A 17,203-nucleotide genomic window follows, 5' to 3' on the forward strand; every position below is an offset into this window, starting at 1 on the left:
CCCGGATTAGCTGCTGGCCAGTTTCGCCTGACGCTTGCGCTGGAAACTGGACGGGATCTTCAGCATATCGCGATACTTGGCGACGGTGCGGCGGGCCAGATGCGTGCCTTCATCCGAGATGATCTGCGCAAGGGCATCATCCGACAGCGGCTTTTTGGGGTCTTCATCGCGCACCAGTTGCTGAATGCGGTGACGAACCGAAGCCGAGGATGCTGCGCCTTCGCCATCGGTGCTGAGCGCCGTGGTGAAGAAGTTCTTCAGGCTAAAGGTACCCTGCGGCGTAACAATCAGCATCCCGGTGGTGATACGGCTGACGGTGCTTTCATGCACGCCGATTGCCTCGGCCACGTCCTTGAGGGTCATCGGTTCAATCCGCGACGGTCCGTGTTCCAGGAATTCGGCCTGACGGCGCACGATCTCGGCGCCAACAGACAAGGTCGTGTGATTGCGATGCTCAACCGCGCGGCGCAGCCAGCGGGCCACGCTCAGACGTTCGCCCACATATTCACCGGCCGAACGGTCGCGGCGCACGTCTTGTGCCTTGGTTTCATCCACCTTGACCGACGGCAGGGTCGAGCGGTTCAGATCCACGCGCCAGCCATCATCGCCGCGGGTGACAATCAGATCGGGTTCGCGCTGGGTCAGCTCGCCATGGTCGAAGTCTGCGCCCGGCTTGGGGTTCAGGCTGCGCAGCGATTTCAGGCAGTCTTTCAGTTCGTCCATGGTGCATTTGCACACCCGGCACAGACCGGCCAGATCGGCGGCGGCCAGCTTGGGCAAGTTTTCCAGCAGAGCCGCGAACAGGGGCGTCATGAGCCCGCGATCTTCGGCTTGAATGGCCAGACATTCGGCCAGCGACCGGGCAAACAGCCCCGCCGGTTCGACCTGCTGCACCAGATGCAGCATTTCTTCGGCTTCTTCGCTGGACATCACACACCGCATTGCGATGGCTTCCAGCGGCTCACCCAGCCAGCCATTCGGCTCAAGCGCCTCAAGGAATTGTTCGGCAACCATGCGATCCCGCGGGTTGGTGAACATCACGTCAAACTGCCCCGAGACGTGTGTATAAAGGGAAGGCGCAGGCGCTTCGGCGCGGTCGCTGATATAGTCGAAATCGCTGGCAGCGCCGCGCGACATCGGCAGGCCAAGATCCCGGTGCTGGGCTGTTTCGCCACCGGCGACATCCACAAACGGGTTTTCTTCGGCTTCGCTTTCAAGATAGGCGCGCAGGTCGAGGTTGCTCAGTTGCAGAAGGCAGATTGCCTGTTGCAGCTGCGCGGTCATGACCATCGACTGACGCTGAGATAAGTTCTGTGAAACGTGCAAGTTCATGTCGGTTCCTCCGTGACACGGACACCATCGAACACGTTTTAGCACTGGGTAAAGATCGGGGATTTGACGCTTGGGCCGTCAAGGAAACGTCACCCATGCCAATTTAATAAGCATTTGTTTCAAAACAGCAAAAGCGGCCCGGTCAAGCCGAGCCGCTTTAAGGGTGTCAAATTTCCGTCAGCCGCGGAGCAGCGACAGGACGTTTTGCGACGACGCGTTGGCCTGAGCAAGCATCGAAGTGGCGGCTTGCGACAGGATCTTACCGCGTGCCATTTCCGACGATTCTTTGGCAAAGTCTGCGTCCATCACCTGGCCACGTGCGGCCTCTACGTTCACGGTGATGTTCGTCAGGTTCGAGATCGTGCTGTCAAGACGGTTGGATACGGCACCCAGATCAGAACGCGACTGGTTAATCTTGTTCAGGGCCACATCGATGGTCTTGACGGCGTTGGAGGCTCCATCAGCTGTTGTCAGGTCGATCTCTGCAACGGTGTCAAGATCGCTCGTGTTAGAGGTCGTTTCCAAAAAGTTTGTATCTGCGGTGCCGCCACCGCCAACCGAGAAGGCTTTCATCGAAGTCATCTCAACCTGACCAACTGAAGTTGCGTCCTGGTTGGCCGCCGACAGGGTCTCTACGTCGGCTGCAGCATCTTCGGTTTTGTCCTTGTTCAGCGTGGTCATGTCCATCGTGACCGCGTTCCCCGAGGTGTCCTCGTAGTTCGTGATCGAGATGTCATTGCCCTGCTTGTCGGTCAGGATGATTTCGGCATCGGTGTCGCCCATTTTCGCGGTCACACCGGTCTGACCGGTTTTGTTGTTGATCGCGTCGCGCAGACCTTTCAGGTCGCTTGCGTCGGTCACGGCAACGGTGCCGATCTGAACGTCGTTGATTTCGATCTTCACGTTGCCGACGCCCGATACGTTGTCCAGCTTGGCGGTGGTCACGGCGGTTGCTTCAACACCGGTGGTTGCCGACACTTTGTTCACTTCAGAGGCCAGATCCTTGGCGGACATGCCTGCGGTGGTCGTGATTTCCGCCGAACCTGTGTGGCCGGTGATGGCGACGGTTTCTGCGGCGGCGCGGCCGTTGTCGCCTGCTGCTGCGTTGATCGCAACCTGAGTCGACAATTTGTGTGCGCCAATGTCGTTGGTGTGGACCGAGTCAACGTTGATGTCGATGGTCTGGCCCGAGTCCGCGCCGATCTGGAATTGCTTGCCGCTGTAGGAGCCGTCCAGGATCTTCATACCGTTGAAGGTGGTGTCGGTCGAAACGCGGTTGATTTCAGTGATCAGTGCCTGACCTTCCGAAGTGATGTTCCCGCGGTCGCCGGCTGTGTTCGTGTCGTTCGACGATTGAACGGCAAGTTCACGCAGACGCTGCAGCATGTTCGAAACTTCGACATGCGCGCCTTCAGTGGTGTCCAGCAAGTTCTTGCCGTCGTTGGCGTTCCGAACCGCTTGGTTCAGGCCCATAATCTGCGAGGTCATTTTTTCGGCGATGGCCATACCGGCCGAGTCGTCTTTTGCAGCGTTGATGCGCTTACCCGACGACAGACGCTCCATGGAGACGCCCATCTCTTCGTTGACGCGCATAAGGTTAGCTTGTGCGTTGATGGCACCGATGTTCGTGTTGATTGCAGTCATTGGATCATCTCCAGTGGTGGTTGGGTGCGCCGGGCAGTGGGGGTCGTGTCTTGGCTGCCGAGCGCTTGGATCATGCAACGGTGTCTTGGGAAAATGTTTAGAACTTCTGGCGATGCGGCCTGAAAATTGCATACAAGCACCTGAATTTATTACAGAAACTTTTTTGCGAAATTTGCCTCTCATTCGCGCTTTTCCCGCCAAGCCCACGATTTTGGTATGAAACTTGCCCTTATAAGCGCGTGAGTTTCATCCTTTTCGGAGACCTTTCATGGATATCGCAACACTGATCGGGTTCCTTGGTGCCATCGGCATGATCATCGGGGCCATGATCTCGGCCGGGGGCCTGGGGCCGTTCATTGACGTCCCGTCAATCCTGATCGTGTTTGGCGGCGCGTTCTTTGCCGTCATGTATACCGCGCCCATGGGCGTGTTTCTTGGAAGCTTTGGCGCAATGGCCAAGGCCTTCATGCCCAAAGCCCCTAAGATGGACCTGCTGATCGAAACGATGGTCGAGCTGTCGAACATCGCGCGTAAAGACGGGATGATGGCGCTGGAAGGCAAAGACGTGCCTGACAAGTTTCTGGGCAAAGGTCTGCAAATGCTGATCGACGGGGCTGACGAACAGAAAATGGCCAAAGCCATGAACATGGAGATCGATGCCATGAAGGCCCGGCACGCGGGCAATCAGGGCGTCATCAAGGCTTGGGTCGATATTGCCCCTGCGATGGGCATGATCGGCACGCTGATCGGTCTGGTGCAGATGCTTGGCAACATGGCCGACCCCAAGGCGATCGGCCCCGCCATGGCTGTGGCCCTTTTGACAACCCTATATGGGGCGTTCATCGCCAACGTGTTGTTCGGGCCGATGAACACCAAGCTGGAAGGCTATACCGCCGACGAGGTTGTGTATCGCGAAATGGTCATCGAGGGTCTGCGCGGCATCGCCAAGGGTGAATCTGGCCGCAACGTTCAGGACAATATGGTGGCGATCTTGCCGCCCAAGGCTCAGGCCAAACTTCTGGAAGCGGCATAAGGACCAAGACCCATGGCAAAGGCGCCGATCCCCCTGCCCCTTCCCATTCCCGAAGAGGAAAAGAAGGAAGACTGCCCCAAGTGCCCCCCGGTGGGTGCACCCGCATGGATGGCAACCTTTGCCGACATGGCAACGCTGCTGATGGCGTTCTTCGTTCTGATCCTGTCTTTCGCCGAATTCAACCAGCCGAAATTCAAAATGGTCGCGGGAAGCCTGAAGAATTCCTTCGGGGTGCAGCGGCAAATTCCGGTGATGGAACAGCCCAAAGGCACGACGATGATGAACCTCAGCTTCAGCCCATCGCCGCAGCCATCGCTGAGCCAGGAAATGCGCCAACAGACCACCGATACCGAAAAGCGCGAAATCGACACCAAGGAATCCAAGACCGCCACCGACGACACCGGCAAAGGTCAGGCCGGCGAAAACAAAGCCGAAGCCCAGGCCGATGTCGAGGCCAAGGTCGAAGATGGCCGCATGGCGATGAACGTCAATGCCGAGGGCGCAGACCCCGAGCAGTTGCAACAGCAGATGAAAGAGGTGGCGGAAAAGGTCGAACAGATGGCCCAGCAAACCGGACAATCCCCGGCTGAGGTCATGCTTGAAGCGCTAAAGGAAATGGCCGCGCAAGATCAGGACGGCACCGGGCAATCCTCGGGCGAAGGATCCGCCCAGCGAGAGGCGGCATTGGCCGAAGCCAAGTTGCGCGTTTCGCTACGTCAAGAAGTGTCCGAAGGTCTGGTCACCATCGAACAGAAAGAAGACCGCGTTCTTGTAACGGTCGGCGCAGGTGGGGCCTTCCCGTCTGGCACCGCCGATCTGACCGGCGAAGCGCGCGATATCATGGCGCGGCTTGCCTTCTCGGCGATGAGCGACGCCAGCAAGATCGAAGTCACCGGCCACACCGACAATGTCCCGCTTGGGGCTGGATCGCAGTTCGGCGACAACTGGGGCCTTGCCGCTGCGCGTTCATCCAGCGTGGTGCGTGAATTGGCAGCGTCCAACTTGATCGACCCGGATCGTCTGACGGCCATAGGCAAAGGCGAAAGCGCGCCCATCGCCAGCAACGACACACCCGAAGGACGCGCCGAAAACCGCCGGATCGAGATCGAAATCGTCTATTGATTGCGATCTGGCTAAACATTCTCGCACGGTGCCGTTTAAGGGCTCAAGGAGTGCATTATGGCAGTCGATATTCTAAGTTCGCTGAACACTGGTGGGACCGGGATCAACCTTGCTGATCTCGCCTCTGACCTTACGAACGCGGAATTCGCGCCAAAGCGCAACATCATCAACAACCGGATCGACAAGGCAGAAGTCTCGATTTCTGGTCTGGATCGGTTGCGCGGCCAGCTCGATGAGCTTTCGGGAACGATGGCCAATCTGTCGTCCTACGAAACCATGTCGGCCACGACGGATGATCCGGCGGTCTCGGTTCTGCTGACCGATCCCAAGAAGGCGCCGACCATCCCCAGTTCGGTCGAAGTGATCCAGACTGCCAAGACCCAAGTTTTGGAATTTGCCGGGTTCACATCTGCCGATCAGGAATTGGGCGGCGGGCCTTTGACGATTAATTTCGGCGAATGGGCCGGTGATCCGCCGGTGTTCACCGAAAACCCCGATCTGCCGGGCAAGACGGTCACCTTTCAGGCCGGGTCTACCCTTGCCGATATGGCCGAAGCGCTGAACATGATCGATGGTGTGACCGCCCGCGTGCTGGACGTGGGCGACGGGACGTTTTCGCTTGGCGTAATCTCGGAAACCGGCACGAAACAGGCTTTGCGCTTTACCGCCGGACCCGGTGCCGATCCGGGCATTGCGCAGTTAGATTTTTCCGCCGACCCGACCCCCTTTCAAGTGCGCGGTGCGTCAGATGCGATTGTCGCGGTTGACGGCATCGCCGTGTTGCGCCCCTCGAATGAGATCGACGATCTGATCCCCGGCATGACCCTGACCCTGAATGGCGAGACAGACTTTCCCGCCACGGTCGGCGTGCAAAGCGACCCCGACATGGCGCTGTCGCTGATGCAAAGCTTTGTCGAAACCTACAACTCCACCCGAACCGCCGTGAAAGAACTGAGCAACCGCGGCTTTGTCGAAGGTGAAACCGCCGGGGCCTTGGCCGGTGACATGGTGGCCAGCACGGTGATGAATTCACTAAGCCGCGTGTTGTCGGGCGGGATGTCCGGCTTTGGCGACGATCCGATCTACCTGTCGCAACTGGGCATCCAGACCCAGCGCGACGGTAGCCTGTATTTGAACACCTCGATGTTCGAAGAGGTCATGACCGACGATCCGGTTCTGTTTGAATCCGTCATGCGCGATAGTCTGCGCAGCACGGAGCCCGGTGTGACGCTCTCTGGAATGCCTGCCGGAGGCGGCGCGCCGGGCCGACTTTCGTTTGACCGCGATCCTGCAACCGGCATTGCCACACTGAACGGCACAATCATGACTGGCACCGTTCTGGATGATGGGCGAACGGAATATGCCATCCTGAAGGGCGAATACGCGGGCTTTTCCATCACGGTCGAAGACACGGTGGAAAGCGCCAATATCGACTATGGGAAAAGCATGTCGTCCCTGCTGACAGACGCCATTGAAACGGCTCTGTCCGGCGGCGGGCTGATTTCCCAGCGCGAAGACAGCTATAACAGCACGATCGCGCGGGAACAGACCGCCTTGGACGAACTAGAGGACAAGGCCGTCGCGATCGAAACACGCTACAAGGCCAAGTTTACTGCGATGGAAACCATCGTGTCGCAACTTAATGCGACGGGCGATTATCTGACGTCGCTGATCGACGCCTGGAACGCCAACGACTAAGGCGTTCAGGCCGCCGCTGCTGCGGTGCGGTCGATCGACAGTTTCTTCATCTTCTCAATCAACGTGGTGCGCTGAAGCTTCAGCGACCGTGCGGCGTGGCTGACGCAGCCTTCGTTGACCGACAGGGCCGCTTCGATCAGGCGGATTTCGATATCTTGCAGATATCCGCGCATGTTGATCGACCCTTCGCTTTCCAGCACGCGGCGCAGACCTTCGGGGCCTTGCGACAGACGTTCCGGGCAAGCCGGAGCCGGGGCGTTCATCGCCGCCATATCCGCCGACAAAAGCACGCCGCGCACATCCTCGGCGGTGACGTCACGGCCTGCGAACAGCACCATCGCACGGTCCACGACATTGCGCAGTTCGCGCACATTGCCGGGCCAGGAATGGGCGGCCAGCGCCTTCAGCGCGGCTTGGGTAAATTCCGGCAGACCAAGGTCCGTCCGGTCGCGATGCTGCAACATCATCGTGCGCAGGATCATCGGAATGTCTTCGGTGCGCATGTTCAGATCCGGCACCATCATCGGGAAGACGTTGATGCGGAAGAACAAGTCTTCGCGGAACAAACCGGCCTTTACATGGTCGGCCAGATTGCGGTGCGTGGCTGTGACCAGGCGGAAGTTCACTTCCACCTCGTCGCGGCCGCCCACACGCTGCACACGGCGACTTTCCAGCGCGCGCAGCAGCTTGGCCTGAAGATCCGCCGGCATGTCGCCGATTTCATCCAGGAACAACGTCCCGCCATTGGCCTGTTCAATGCGGCCGATGCGGCGTTCGGTTGCGCCAGTGAAAGCGCCCTTTTCGTGCCCGAACAGTTCGGACTCAAGAAGATCCGCCGGGATCGCGGCACAGTTCACCGCAACCATTTGCCCGTCGCGGCCCGACATCATGTGGATGCCTTGGGCCACCAGTTCTTTACCTACGCCGGTCGCCCCCTGAACCATCACCGGGGCATGGCCCGGCGCGACGGTTGCGATCAAACGTTTGAGACCTTGCATTACCGGGCTTTCGCCCACCAGCAGGCAATCCAGCCGGCAATCGGTCGCTTTGGTCTCATCTGCCATATTTAGCGAGTAATGCTTGGTCATTGTGTTAACCTGCTTTCTCGCCCCCACAACAATGACGGTATTGAAGGGCTCAGGCAGTGTCTTACTCACCTTCTATTATTTTAGTATTTCAAAAAGAAAATTTCCCTATCGTTCGATACAAAGTGAAACGATTGCCTATTCAACTGCGGAATTTTGATTATTCAGGTCGCGCTGGATACGTGTAACCCATTGCGATTGTTGCAGCTTTTTTGCGGCACTTGTGGCCGGAATGTGGCGAGCTACGGATGACTTACGGACGAGTTTCGGAACTGTGCCCTCAGGGAGAATCAAGTTTCCCTGAATAGTCGCGGATTTTGGCACCGAAATAAGTGGCATGACACCTGTATCTTCAACTTTCGTCACTTGCTGAAGACTGGCCAGCTGGATGGGCTGCGTCTCTGGTGCCTTGGGGGCGGGCATGGGCGCCGATTGAATATTACCAAGCGCCGTCTCAACCCGTTTTTGATAGGCTTTCCCGCGTGTCACCTCGGATGAATGGTAATGCCGGGTTGCGGTATCCCAGCTGCCGCTTTGCTTATGCAGCCGTTCCAAGAACAGCGCACCGTATGAGACGTTGATCGCCGGGTCGAGCATCGCCTCGGGCGATGAGAACTGTTCGCCGTGCCAACGGTAGTTGATCTGCATGCACCCCACATCGACATTGCGCACGCCCTTGGCCAGCAATTCGTTCAGCTTGGCCTCGGCCTGACCGCGCGTTTCGAAGTAATAACTGCGCCCGCCTTGGTTCAGCGTCCAAGGCCATGCGCGGCGCCCCTGCCCGTCTTTGCTATACCCGGTCTCGGTCCGGGCGATGGCCGACAATAGCCCGTCGGGGATACCGCGCTCTTCCGCGGCAAGTTCGGCCAGCGTTTCGCAGTCGTCGGTGCGCGCCATGGCGGCAGCCGTCCAGAGACAGAACCAAATGGCGGACATGAGGATTTTGCTTGCATGTGTCATGCCGCTTCTGTTGCAAACGGCGGGCCAACTCTATCGAAGGTAGTTGAACAAGTTCGTCTGACCGATCTTTACATAGGTCTGTTGCGCGACATCCTTGGTGGTCATCAATTGCTGCAACTTGGTGATGGCCTTCGGCACATCCAGATCGCTGATCCCCGACATCAGTTTGTCGGCCAGAAGCTGGCGATCGGCCATGCCTTGGCTGCGCTTTTCCACCGTGGCATTCATCGCACCAACGCGGGCCCGCAGATCGGCGAAGTGATCTGCCGCCGCGCGCACCCGGTCGATTTGATTGAGGGTAATCTGTTCAGGACGGACCAGTAGCCCGGTTTCAGATCCCTGCCCCGCCAGCCGCGCCAGAATAGCCCCCGGCGCGGGGTTGGCATTGGCATCGGACACCGACACCGGCCCATCGGCCAAAAAGCGAATGGATTTACCATCAGCGCCCAGCTCGGCGGTGATACCCGTGGCGGCCGTATGGGCGTTCACCGCATCCACCAGCACATCAGGGGCATCCGCCGACACCGTTGCCGACAAATCAACCGATCCTTCCGGGCCAGAGAGCTTGAACGACCATTCGGCAGGTTGGCGGGTCAGGGAAAAGGCCATTTCCAGGCTGTCATCGCCCGAAAGATCTGTCGCCAGCCGCTCGCCATCGGGCGAAAGGGTGCGCACGAAGGCATCGACCATCTCAAAGACGCTGACATTGTTGCCGGTGCCGTCGGGCACACTCATGAACGCTTCAACCCCGTTCAGCCCTGTCCGCGCGAATGAGGATTCCGACACGCGCAATTTGTGAATGCCCGCATCGCCGTTATAAGCCACGCCCGCCGCCGTATCAGTAAAGGCCTGCCCCGATGGCAGGTGCCCGCCAAACAGCGGACGGCCTGTGCTGTCGTGGGAATTGGCAAAGTCGATCAGCATCCCCCGCAGCTGCACCGCCTCAAGCCGCATGCTTTCGCGTTCGGTGGGCGAAATATCGGACGCGCCGCGCACGGCCAGTTCGGAGAAACGCTGCATCGTATCCACGACATTGCCAAGCGTTGTGTCGGTCACATCCAGACGCGCCGCTGCCCGGTCAAGGTTGCGGTCATAGCGGTCCAGCGCGGTTTTATGTTCCTGCGCCGCAGACAGGCGCAGCGCACGCACCGTATCGGCCGATGGCAACGGGTCGTTCTTGCCGGTCGAGATTTCATCCTGAAGCGACGAGATTTCTGTATCCAGCCGGGAAAAGGCGCGGACGTTCAAGGCGTGAAACAGGGGGGTTCCGATGGTCATCGCGTCCTCACAAGGTGTTAATCAGGGTATCAAACAATTGCCGGGCCACGTTCAGCACCTGCGCATTTGCCTGATAAGCCTGTTGCTGCTGCAACAATCGTGCCGCCTCTTCATCAAGATCTACGGCGCTTCGCTCCATCTCGGCCTGATCGGCCCCATCCTTGAAGGCCTGCGCCGTCTCGACCCGGCTTTTGCCCGCCGCGACCTGCGATCCGATATCGCTCAAGATTTCGGAATACATCGCCGCAAAGCCGCCCGTGCCGGTGGTCTGATCGAACTGCACCAGATCGGCGATGCGTTCAAAGTTGCTGGCATCCCCGGCCCCGCCAAGGTTCGGCGTGATGGCAAAACTGTCACCCGTGGCCAGGGTTCCGGCCAGGGTGATCTCCATCCCGCCGATGGTGGTGGCGCGGTTTTCGTCCAGGGTGCGCACGGCGATTTCGGCGCCGGTGGCCGCATCATAAAGGCCCACCTGCCCGCTGGCGGCATCCAGAACGCGCAATTCACGCGGCGCGGCCAAGGGCGGATCGGCAGGCACGGTCACAGCGCCGCTTAGGCGCAGCGCGCCAGCCCCTTGCATCACGACCAGCAGGTCTTCGTTCGGCAAGTTGTCCATTTGCAAGGTCACGCCGCTTCCCGAACTGGTGGCGGTGGTTTGCAGAACGCGGCCATCAGTGGCGGTCAATTGCAACTGACCGTTCAGCAGCTGCGCCTCGGCCCCCAAGGTTTCAAACCCCGCAGCCAAGGCCCCGGCTTGCGGCGGAATGCGGATCGGGCCTGCGGCGGCGTCAAAGCTGATGCCAAATCGCCCTTCGGCGGCATCAAAGCTGGCAGTGCCGGGGAAACCCGCCGGAAGGCTTAGACCGCCCGCGCTGGCCGACACGGTGTAAACATCCCCGCCCAGCTCCACGTCGAAACTGGCAGGCAGGCCCGCCCCATCAAAGGGCTGGCCCAGCAAGGTGCTGGTCGGGCTATCGGACACGCCCATGCCAAAGCGCGCCGCCTCTAGCGGGTCAGTCGCCAGTTCCAACGCCGCGCCGTCCAGATGGCCGCCAACGGTTTGCAGGGTCAGCCGGTTCGCGGCATCAAAGCTGGCGGTGACGCGCCCGGCCTCGGGCCCGGTCACAACCGGCGCACCATCGACCATGGTCACGGTGTAGGACTGGCTGCCCAGCCGCAGGCCCAATTGCGCGGCATCGGGTGGCAGATTGGCCAGCGCGGCCCCGGTCAGGGTGCTTTCAGGCGCGGTGCGGCGCAGGGTGGTCGCCATCGCGGCGGCGGCATCAGCCCCGTCTGCAGCCCCAGCCAAAGACGGGTCGAGCGAATAGCTGTGCAGCGTGCCCTGCCCGTCATCGACATCAAAGACAATCGGCGCGGCCCCGGCGCTGCCGTAGGATGCGCCTTGCTGCGTGCCGTCATAGGTATAGGAAAACGTCTGCCGCGCCCCGGCAAGCGAGGTGCTGCGATCAATCGGGCCGCCGGTGAAGCCGCCGGTGGTGGCTGCCGTCCAGACCCCGCCTTCGGACACCGAAAACCCGCCCGTCAGCGACAGGTTGACCGTGCCTTCGATCCGCGCCGATTGGGTGCCGTCGCCGGTCAGCGCTGTCTGAGCGCCCAAGGCCGCGCCGTTCTGATCCAGCCGGTCGATCCCAAGGCCGCCGCCGCCCGAATGGCTGAACCGGCCCAGCGTGATCGTGTGACCATCGGCCTGATACAAGTGAATGCGCGCGCCGTCGGGGCTGACTTCGGCGGTGATGCCGGTGGCGGCGCGGACGGCATTGACGGCCGAGGCCAGCGCAGGCAGGCCGTCCGTTCCAAGATCCGCGGTGATCGGCTGGCTGGTGGTGGACAGCCCGGTCAGATTGAACCGAACGGTGCCTGTGGCGGGCAGATCCAGCGCAATCGCCGTGCGGGCCTTCGCCGTTGCGGGCAGCGCATCATTCAGCAGGTCCGCCTTTTGCGCGGCGCTTGCGCCTTTGGGAACGGCGATCTCGGCCCGTTGGCCTTGCCAATCGACAATCAGCGTTTCGGCATCACGCGATGGCGCGGGGGTCGATCCGGCCCAAGTGGCAACGCCATTGCCCGCCCCAAGTCCGACCATCGGCGCACCGCCTGCAGTGTCATGGTTGACGGTCAGATCCCCATATGCGCCCGATTTGTTCAGCGTGTCATAGCGGTAGACGGCATCGGCGGTAAAGCCGTTCGCCTCGGTCATCAGGGCCGCGACTTCCGAAGGCAGCAAAGGCGTGCCGGAAATCTGGCGGCCTTCGCGGGTGAAAATCGCGATATCGGCGGCATCGGCGGCATCGGACACGGCAACGCCGGTTGTGGTGCCGGCCTGCGTTGTCAGGCTGGCATCAGGCAAGGGTGTGCCAGCGCGGGCCATCAGACCGAATGCGCCTTCTTCACTTGCCGCGACCAGGCCCAGTTCAGACAGGCGCGTGCCATTGGCCGACAACAGCTGGCCAGTATTCACCGCCGTAACCAAATCGTCCGGGGCCAGACCCGAGGCGTCAGAGAAGGTCTCAACCCCAGCGGCGGTGGTGATCTGGATGGACTGCACCACGGCGTCCGCGGCCAGCCCGAATTCCAACATGGCATCGCGCGGCTGCGATGTCAGGGTGACCGCGCTGGCACCGGCGGGGATATGGCCGACGATGCCGGGTTCCAGAAAGCTGACCGGCTCTGACGGGCCATCGGTCAAAAGATCGCCTAGCGACGGCGCGGTGATCGGCGTTGCAGGCGACGGGGCAATGCCCAGAGTTGCGGTGCCAAGATTGCCCGCGTTCGGCCCAACGGTCAGCGAGGCGGCAGCGGCCAGACGGTCACCACTGCCCACGGCAAAGCGCATATGCTTGGCCGAACCTGAGGTGTTTGTCAGCTCAAACCGGTCGCCGGTCTTGGGTGTGCCTTCCAGCTTGACCACCATCCCCGGCGCCGAGATCTGGCCTGCCCCTTCGCCCAGCACTTCGCCAGCGGAGTCAGTCATCTGCCACAAGCCGCGGGCGCCATCATAGGTCATGTCCAGCGGACCTTTGGGCATGAGGTCAGGGTCTGTCACCTCAATCGACACGGTGATCGTGCCGCGGTTGATTTCGGCCGGGTTGGCATCCCAACCGGACAGATCAAACATGATCCCGCCTGGCCGGCCTTTGGCGTCAAGCCCGCTTTCGTGGATGGTGTTCATATCTGATGCGACCTGACGCGCCCAGTAATCCACGTCTTTCAGCGCTTGATTGATCGCGCCGGTGGCCGTGGCCAGACCATAAAGCAACCCTGACGTCGGCGTGCGCGACACCGGCCCCGATCCAACCGCTTCTTTCAGCGGGGTCAGGATGACCTTGCCGTTTTCACCAAGGCTCATCCGGGCGGCGCTGTAGTTCGACAACAGCAGCGGCCCATTTGAGGCATTGCCCATGCGGATTTCGGCCTGCCCGCGATCCTTGTAGGACACGTTGATATCAACGATCTCGGCCAAGTCCTCGAGAAGCTTATCGCGCCGATCCAGCAGCGGGTTGCGGGCGGCGGTGACATGCTGGTTGCCCGCTTGCGAAAACACCTCGGACAGTTCGCCCAAGATGCCATTCGCCCGGTCAACGGCGCTCTGCGCCTCTTTGCGGATGCCCTGGCCCACGTCCATGATCGAAGTCGCCAGATCCGAGATCGACCCGGCCAGAAGCTTGCCGGCCTCCATCACCACATTGCGCAGGCCTGAATCCTCGGGCGCGGCAGAAAGGCTAGAGACCGAGTCAAAGAAAGTGCCAAGATGGGTCTGCAAGCCGCCCACACCCGGCTGCATCCGCAGTTCAAGCTGTTCCAGATGCGGCTGCGACCCTTGGGCGGCGGCCAATGTGCCACCGGCAATACGCACGCGTTCGGCCAGAAGTTCGTCAAAGGCGCGGCGCACATCCACAACGGATACGCCCATGGCTTGCGCGCCCTGCACCAACGGCGTGGCCTGCGCCCCAGCGTTTTCCACCTGAAGCGTGTCGCGGCGCTTGTAGCCATCGGTTTCGGCGTTGGCGATGTTTTCGCCCGTCACCCCAAGCGCGGTGCGAGCGGCCGTCAGGCCCGATTTACCGATGTCATAAAGGCTGGCCATCCGGCGTTACCCTCGTTTTCCGACAAAGCCCGAGAACTGCCGATACACGGCGTCGGACAGGCCAAAGCCTGCATTGCCCGATGCCGTATTGGCCAGTTCCTGATCCAATAGCGAATTGGTGGTGTCTTGCGCGCTACTGCCGAACAGATCGTCGCCCAGGCTGGCCTCGCGGGCGGATTTCAGCATCTGTTGCAGGAACAAGGCTTCGAACCCGTCGGCGGCCTGGCGCAGGCGGTCATCCTGACGGGCCTCGGCCGCGTCGCCGGTCAATTGGCGCGTCAGGGGCATGGCCCCGCCGATTGTGGGCAGTTGAGTCATCACTTGCTCCTTTTCGCGCGTCAGATCACGATCAATTCGGCCCGAAGCGCACCAGCGGTGTGCAGCGCCTCTAGGATGGCGACCAGATCGGCAGGCGATGCGCCGACCGAATTGATCGCGTCGACCAAGGACGCCAGCGACACACCGGGATCAAAGACAAAGGCCGGGTTGACCTGTTCGATCGCGGTGATCCCTGAATCCGGCGTCACAACGGGCGGGGCCTGATTGACGACGACATTGTTGTCGCCATTCACAACGGTCGCATTTCCATCAACGTTAAAATCTTCGTTCACCTGCACGGTCAGCGATCCATGCGTGACCGCAGCCGGGGTCACCTTGACCGATCCGCCGATGACCACGGTTCCTGTGCGGGCGTTGACGATGACTTGCGCACGCGGTTCGGCCGGTTCGACCTCGATCGTCTCAAGGATGCTCATGAAGGCGACGCGGTTGGCCGGATCGCTGGGCGCGCGCACGCGAACGGATGTGCCATCAAGGGCCAGTGCGACCCCATCGCCGAACATGCCGTTGATCGCCTCGGCCACCGAACTGGCGGTCGAGAAATCGTTGCGATGCAGGTTCAACACCAAATATTCGGCCTCAAGGAAGGCGGTTTCGACCATCCGTTCCACCAAGGCCCCGCCGGGAATGCGCCCCACCGTGGGAATGTTCACCACAAGGGACGATCCGTCACCGGCCTTCACACCCAAACCGCCGACGACCATATTGCCTTGGGCGATGGCATAGACCTGCCCATCGGCACCCATCAACGGCGTCATCAGCAGCGTGCCGCCTTTCAGCGATTGCGCGCGCCCAGCGGTTGAGATGGTCACGTCCAGTTTCTGGCCCGGTTTGACAAAGGGCGGCAGTTCCGCCGTCACCATGACCGAGGCCGCGTTGCGAGCGTCAAGGTTGCGGGCGTCCACTTCAAGGCCCAGACGGGAAATAATGGACTGCATGCTTTGGCGCGTCAGGCCCGAATTGCCGTCCCCGGTGCCCGACAGACCCACCACCAGACCGTAGCCCACCAGCGGGTTAGACCGGACGCCTGCCACCGACGTCATGTCCTTCAATCGGTCCGCCGCCACATGGGACGGAAGCGCAAGAAGAAGGATCAGCAGAAAAACACGTTTGAACATGGCAGGCTCCTAGGGCGCGGCGATCAGAACGGAGATACGGTGTTGAGACCTTGGCGCAGCCAGCCCTGTTTGCCCGCGTCGGCCACCTGGCCCGCGCCGACATACTGGATCTCGGCATTGGCGATGCGGTCAGACTGCACCACATTGTCCGCCGAGATATCCGACGGGCGCACGGTGCCGCGCAGGCGGACATATTCGTCGCCATTGTTGAAGGTCATCTTTTTCTGGCCAAGGATTTCCAGGTTCCCGCCCGGCAATTCACGCACCACGGTCACCGACACGCGGCCCGACAGTGCGTTCGACTGTGCCGCCGCGCCCGTTCCGCCAAAGGCGCTGGTGCGGCCCGAATTCAAGCCATTGCCGGTAAAGCCGCCAAAGATCGCACCCGGAAGCCGGACGTCAAAGCTGTCGCTGCGGCTGGTGGCCACGTTTTGCGATTTGCTGGCGGTGAAGCTTTCGGTGAATTCGACCGTCAGAATATCGCCCACGCGGCCTGCGCGGCGATCCATGGCAAACAGGCCCGCCGCCGTTTCCGAATAGATCCCGCCCGATGGCATCCGGCGCGTCAGTTCTTCGGCGGGGGTTGGATAGACCGGCGCGAAATCGGCCGATGCGGCGTTCTGAACTTGGGTGGAACATGCGGACAGCAGAAGGGCTGCCCCAGTTGCGAGCATTGCAAAGCGCATCATAGCAAAGTGTCCTTAAAGTTTGTTCGAGAGGAAGCGCATCATCTCGTCCGAGGCCGAGATGGACTTGGAATTCACTTCGTAGGCGCGTTGCGCCTCGATCATATCCACCAGTTCCTGCACCACGTTGACGTTTGACGTCTCAAGCGCACCCTGCACCAGCTTGCCGGAGCCATCTGCCAAAGGCGTCGCAACGATGGGCGGTCCGCTGGCAGTGGTTTCAGTGACAAAGTTTTCACCCACCGGCGTCAAGCCGCGCGGGTTGGTGAAGCTGGCTAGGGTGATCTGGCCGATTTCCTGCGCATCGATCTGCCCCGGCTGCGTGACACTGACGATCCCGTCGCGGGAAACGGTCACATCCATCGCATCTTCGGGAATGGCGATTTCAGGTTGCAGGACATAGCCGCTTGGCGTGGTCATCAGACCATCGGCATTGCGGGAAAAGGCCCCGTTGCGGGTATAGCCGATCTGGCCGTCGGGCATCAGAACCTGGAAAAAGCCCTTTCCGTCAATCGCGATGTCCAGCGCGTTATCTGTCTGGGCAAGACTGCCCTGGCTGTACATCTTTTCAGTGCTGACCAGACGAACCCCCGTCCCGACCGCCGATGGCGTGGTTTGTTCGGTGGCTTCAGACGTCTGCGCCCCGGCGGGACGCCACACTTGGTAAAGCAGGGATTCAAAATTCGCGCGGTCGCGTTTGAACCCGTTGGTGTTCACGTTGGCCAGATTGTTCGAGATAATCTGGATGCGTGTCTGCTGGGCGTTCAGCCCGGTCTTGGCCACGTGCATGGCGTTGGATGACATGG

At 60.8% G+C, this 17,203-nt stretch carries 13 protein-coding genes; 3 read left to right on the plus strand and 10 right to left on the minus strand.

Translation table 11 applies throughout. The annotated features are described in order from the left end of the window. Nucleotides 1–6: 6 nt before the first annotated feature. Complete coding sequence (gene rpoN / locus PRI8871_RS09425) at nucleotides 7–1,332, minus strand: RNA polymerase factor sigma-54 (RefSeq protein WP_108885976.1); 1,326 nt, start codon at nucleotides 1,330–1,332, stop codon at nucleotides 7–9. A gap of 177 nt (nucleotides 1,333–1,509) precedes the next feature. After that, nucleotides 1,510–2,976: a flagellin N-terminal helical domain-containing protein gene (locus PRI8871_RS09430; RefSeq protein WP_108885977.1), complete on the minus strand. Its 1,467-nt coding sequence runs from the start codon at nucleotides 2,974–2,976 to the stop codon at nucleotides 1,510–1,512. Between the two features lie 268 nt (nucleotides 2,977–3,244). Between PRI8871_RS09430 and PRI8871_RS09435 the strand changes: the two genes are divergently transcribed. From PRI8871_RS09435 to fliD, 3 genes are read left to right on the plus strand one after another with little or no spacing between them, the layout of a single operon-like run. Beyond that, nucleotides 3,245–4,009: a motility protein A gene (locus PRI8871_RS09435; protein ID WP_108885978.1), complete on the plus strand. Its 765-nt coding sequence runs from the start codon at nucleotides 3,245–3,247 to the stop codon at nucleotides 4,007–4,009. A 12-nt stretch (nucleotides 4,010–4,021) separates the two neighbouring features. Then, nucleotides 4,022–5,131 carry a flagellar motor protein MotB gene (locus PRI8871_RS09440; RefSeq protein ID WP_108885979.1) on the plus strand — a complete coding sequence of 370 codons (1,110 nt, stop codon included), beginning with the start codon at nucleotides 4,022–4,024 and terminating at the stop codon, nucleotides 5,129–5,131. Between the two features lie 57 nt (nucleotides 5,132–5,188). Next, complete coding sequence (gene fliD, locus PRI8871_RS09445; RefSeq protein ID WP_108885980.1) at nucleotides 5,189–6,829, plus strand: flagellar filament capping protein FliD; 1,641 nt, start codon at nucleotides 5,189–5,191, stop codon at nucleotides 6,827–6,829. A gap of 5 nt (nucleotides 6,830–6,834) precedes the next feature. Here fliD and PRI8871_RS09450 read toward each other — a convergent pair whose 3' ends face one another. The 8 genes from PRI8871_RS09450 to flgG form a co-directional block, all read right to left on the minus strand. After that, nucleotides 6,835–7,917 carry a sigma-54 interaction domain-containing protein gene (locus PRI8871_RS09450; protein ID WP_108885981.1) on the minus strand — a complete coding sequence of 361 codons (1,083 nt, stop codon included), beginning with the start codon at nucleotides 7,915–7,917 and terminating at the stop codon, nucleotides 6,835–6,837. Nucleotides 7,918–8,052: 135 nt separating this feature from the next. Further along, the gene (locus PRI8871_RS09455; protein WP_108885982.1) at nucleotides 8,053–8,874 is read right to left on the minus strand and encodes a transglycosylase SLT domain-containing protein; all 822 of its coding nucleotides are present in this window, start codon (nucleotides 8,872–8,874) and stop codon (nucleotides 8,053–8,055) included. Nucleotides 8,875–8,904: 30 nt separating this feature from the next. After that, nucleotides 8,905–10,152 carry a flagellar hook-associated protein FlgL gene (gene flgL, locus PRI8871_RS09460; RefSeq protein ID WP_108885983.1) on the minus strand — a complete coding sequence of 416 codons (1,248 nt, stop codon included), beginning with the start codon at nucleotides 10,150–10,152 and terminating at the stop codon, nucleotides 8,905–8,907. A 7-nt stretch (nucleotides 10,153–10,159) separates the two neighbouring features. Further along, nucleotides 10,160–14,254 carry a FlgK family flagellar hook-associated protein gene (locus tag PRI8871_RS09465; RefSeq protein ID WP_108885984.1) on the minus strand — a complete coding sequence of 1,365 codons (4,095 nt, stop codon included), beginning with the start codon at nucleotides 14,252–14,254 and terminating at the stop codon, nucleotides 10,160–10,162. A 6-nt stretch (nucleotides 14,255–14,260) separates the two neighbouring features. Next, a complete protein-coding gene (locus PRI8871_RS09470; RefSeq protein WP_108885985.1) occupies nucleotides 14,261–14,572 on the minus strand; it encodes a rod-binding protein in 312 nt (103 codons plus the stop codon). Nucleotides 14,573–14,592: 20 nt separating this feature from the next. Then, on the minus strand, nucleotides 14,593–15,711 hold the full coding sequence (locus PRI8871_RS09475; RefSeq protein WP_108885986.1) for a flagellar basal body P-ring protein FlgI: 1,119 nt from the start codon (nucleotides 15,709–15,711) through the stop codon (nucleotides 14,593–14,595). A 23-nt stretch (nucleotides 15,712–15,734) separates the two neighbouring features. Further along, nucleotides 15,735–16,400 carry a flagellar basal body L-ring protein FlgH gene (locus PRI8871_RS09480; protein ID WP_181389430.1) on the minus strand — a complete coding sequence of 222 codons (666 nt, stop codon included), beginning with the start codon at nucleotides 16,398–16,400 and terminating at the stop codon, nucleotides 15,735–15,737. Between the two features lie 12 nt (nucleotides 16,401–16,412). Beyond that, the gene (flgG, locus tag PRI8871_RS09485) at nucleotides 16,413–17,201 is read right to left on the minus strand and encodes a flagellar basal-body rod protein FlgG (RefSeq protein WP_108885987.1); all 789 of its coding nucleotides are present in this window, start codon (nucleotides 17,199–17,201) and stop codon (nucleotides 16,413–16,415) included. Nucleotides 17,202–17,203: the final 2 nt, after the last annotated feature.

It is taken from the genome of Pseudoprimorskyibacter insulae (genome assembly GCF_900302505.1).
Classification (GTDB): domain Bacteria; phylum Pseudomonadota; class Alphaproteobacteria; order Rhodobacterales; family Rhodobacteraceae; genus Pseudoprimorskyibacter; species Pseudoprimorskyibacter insulae.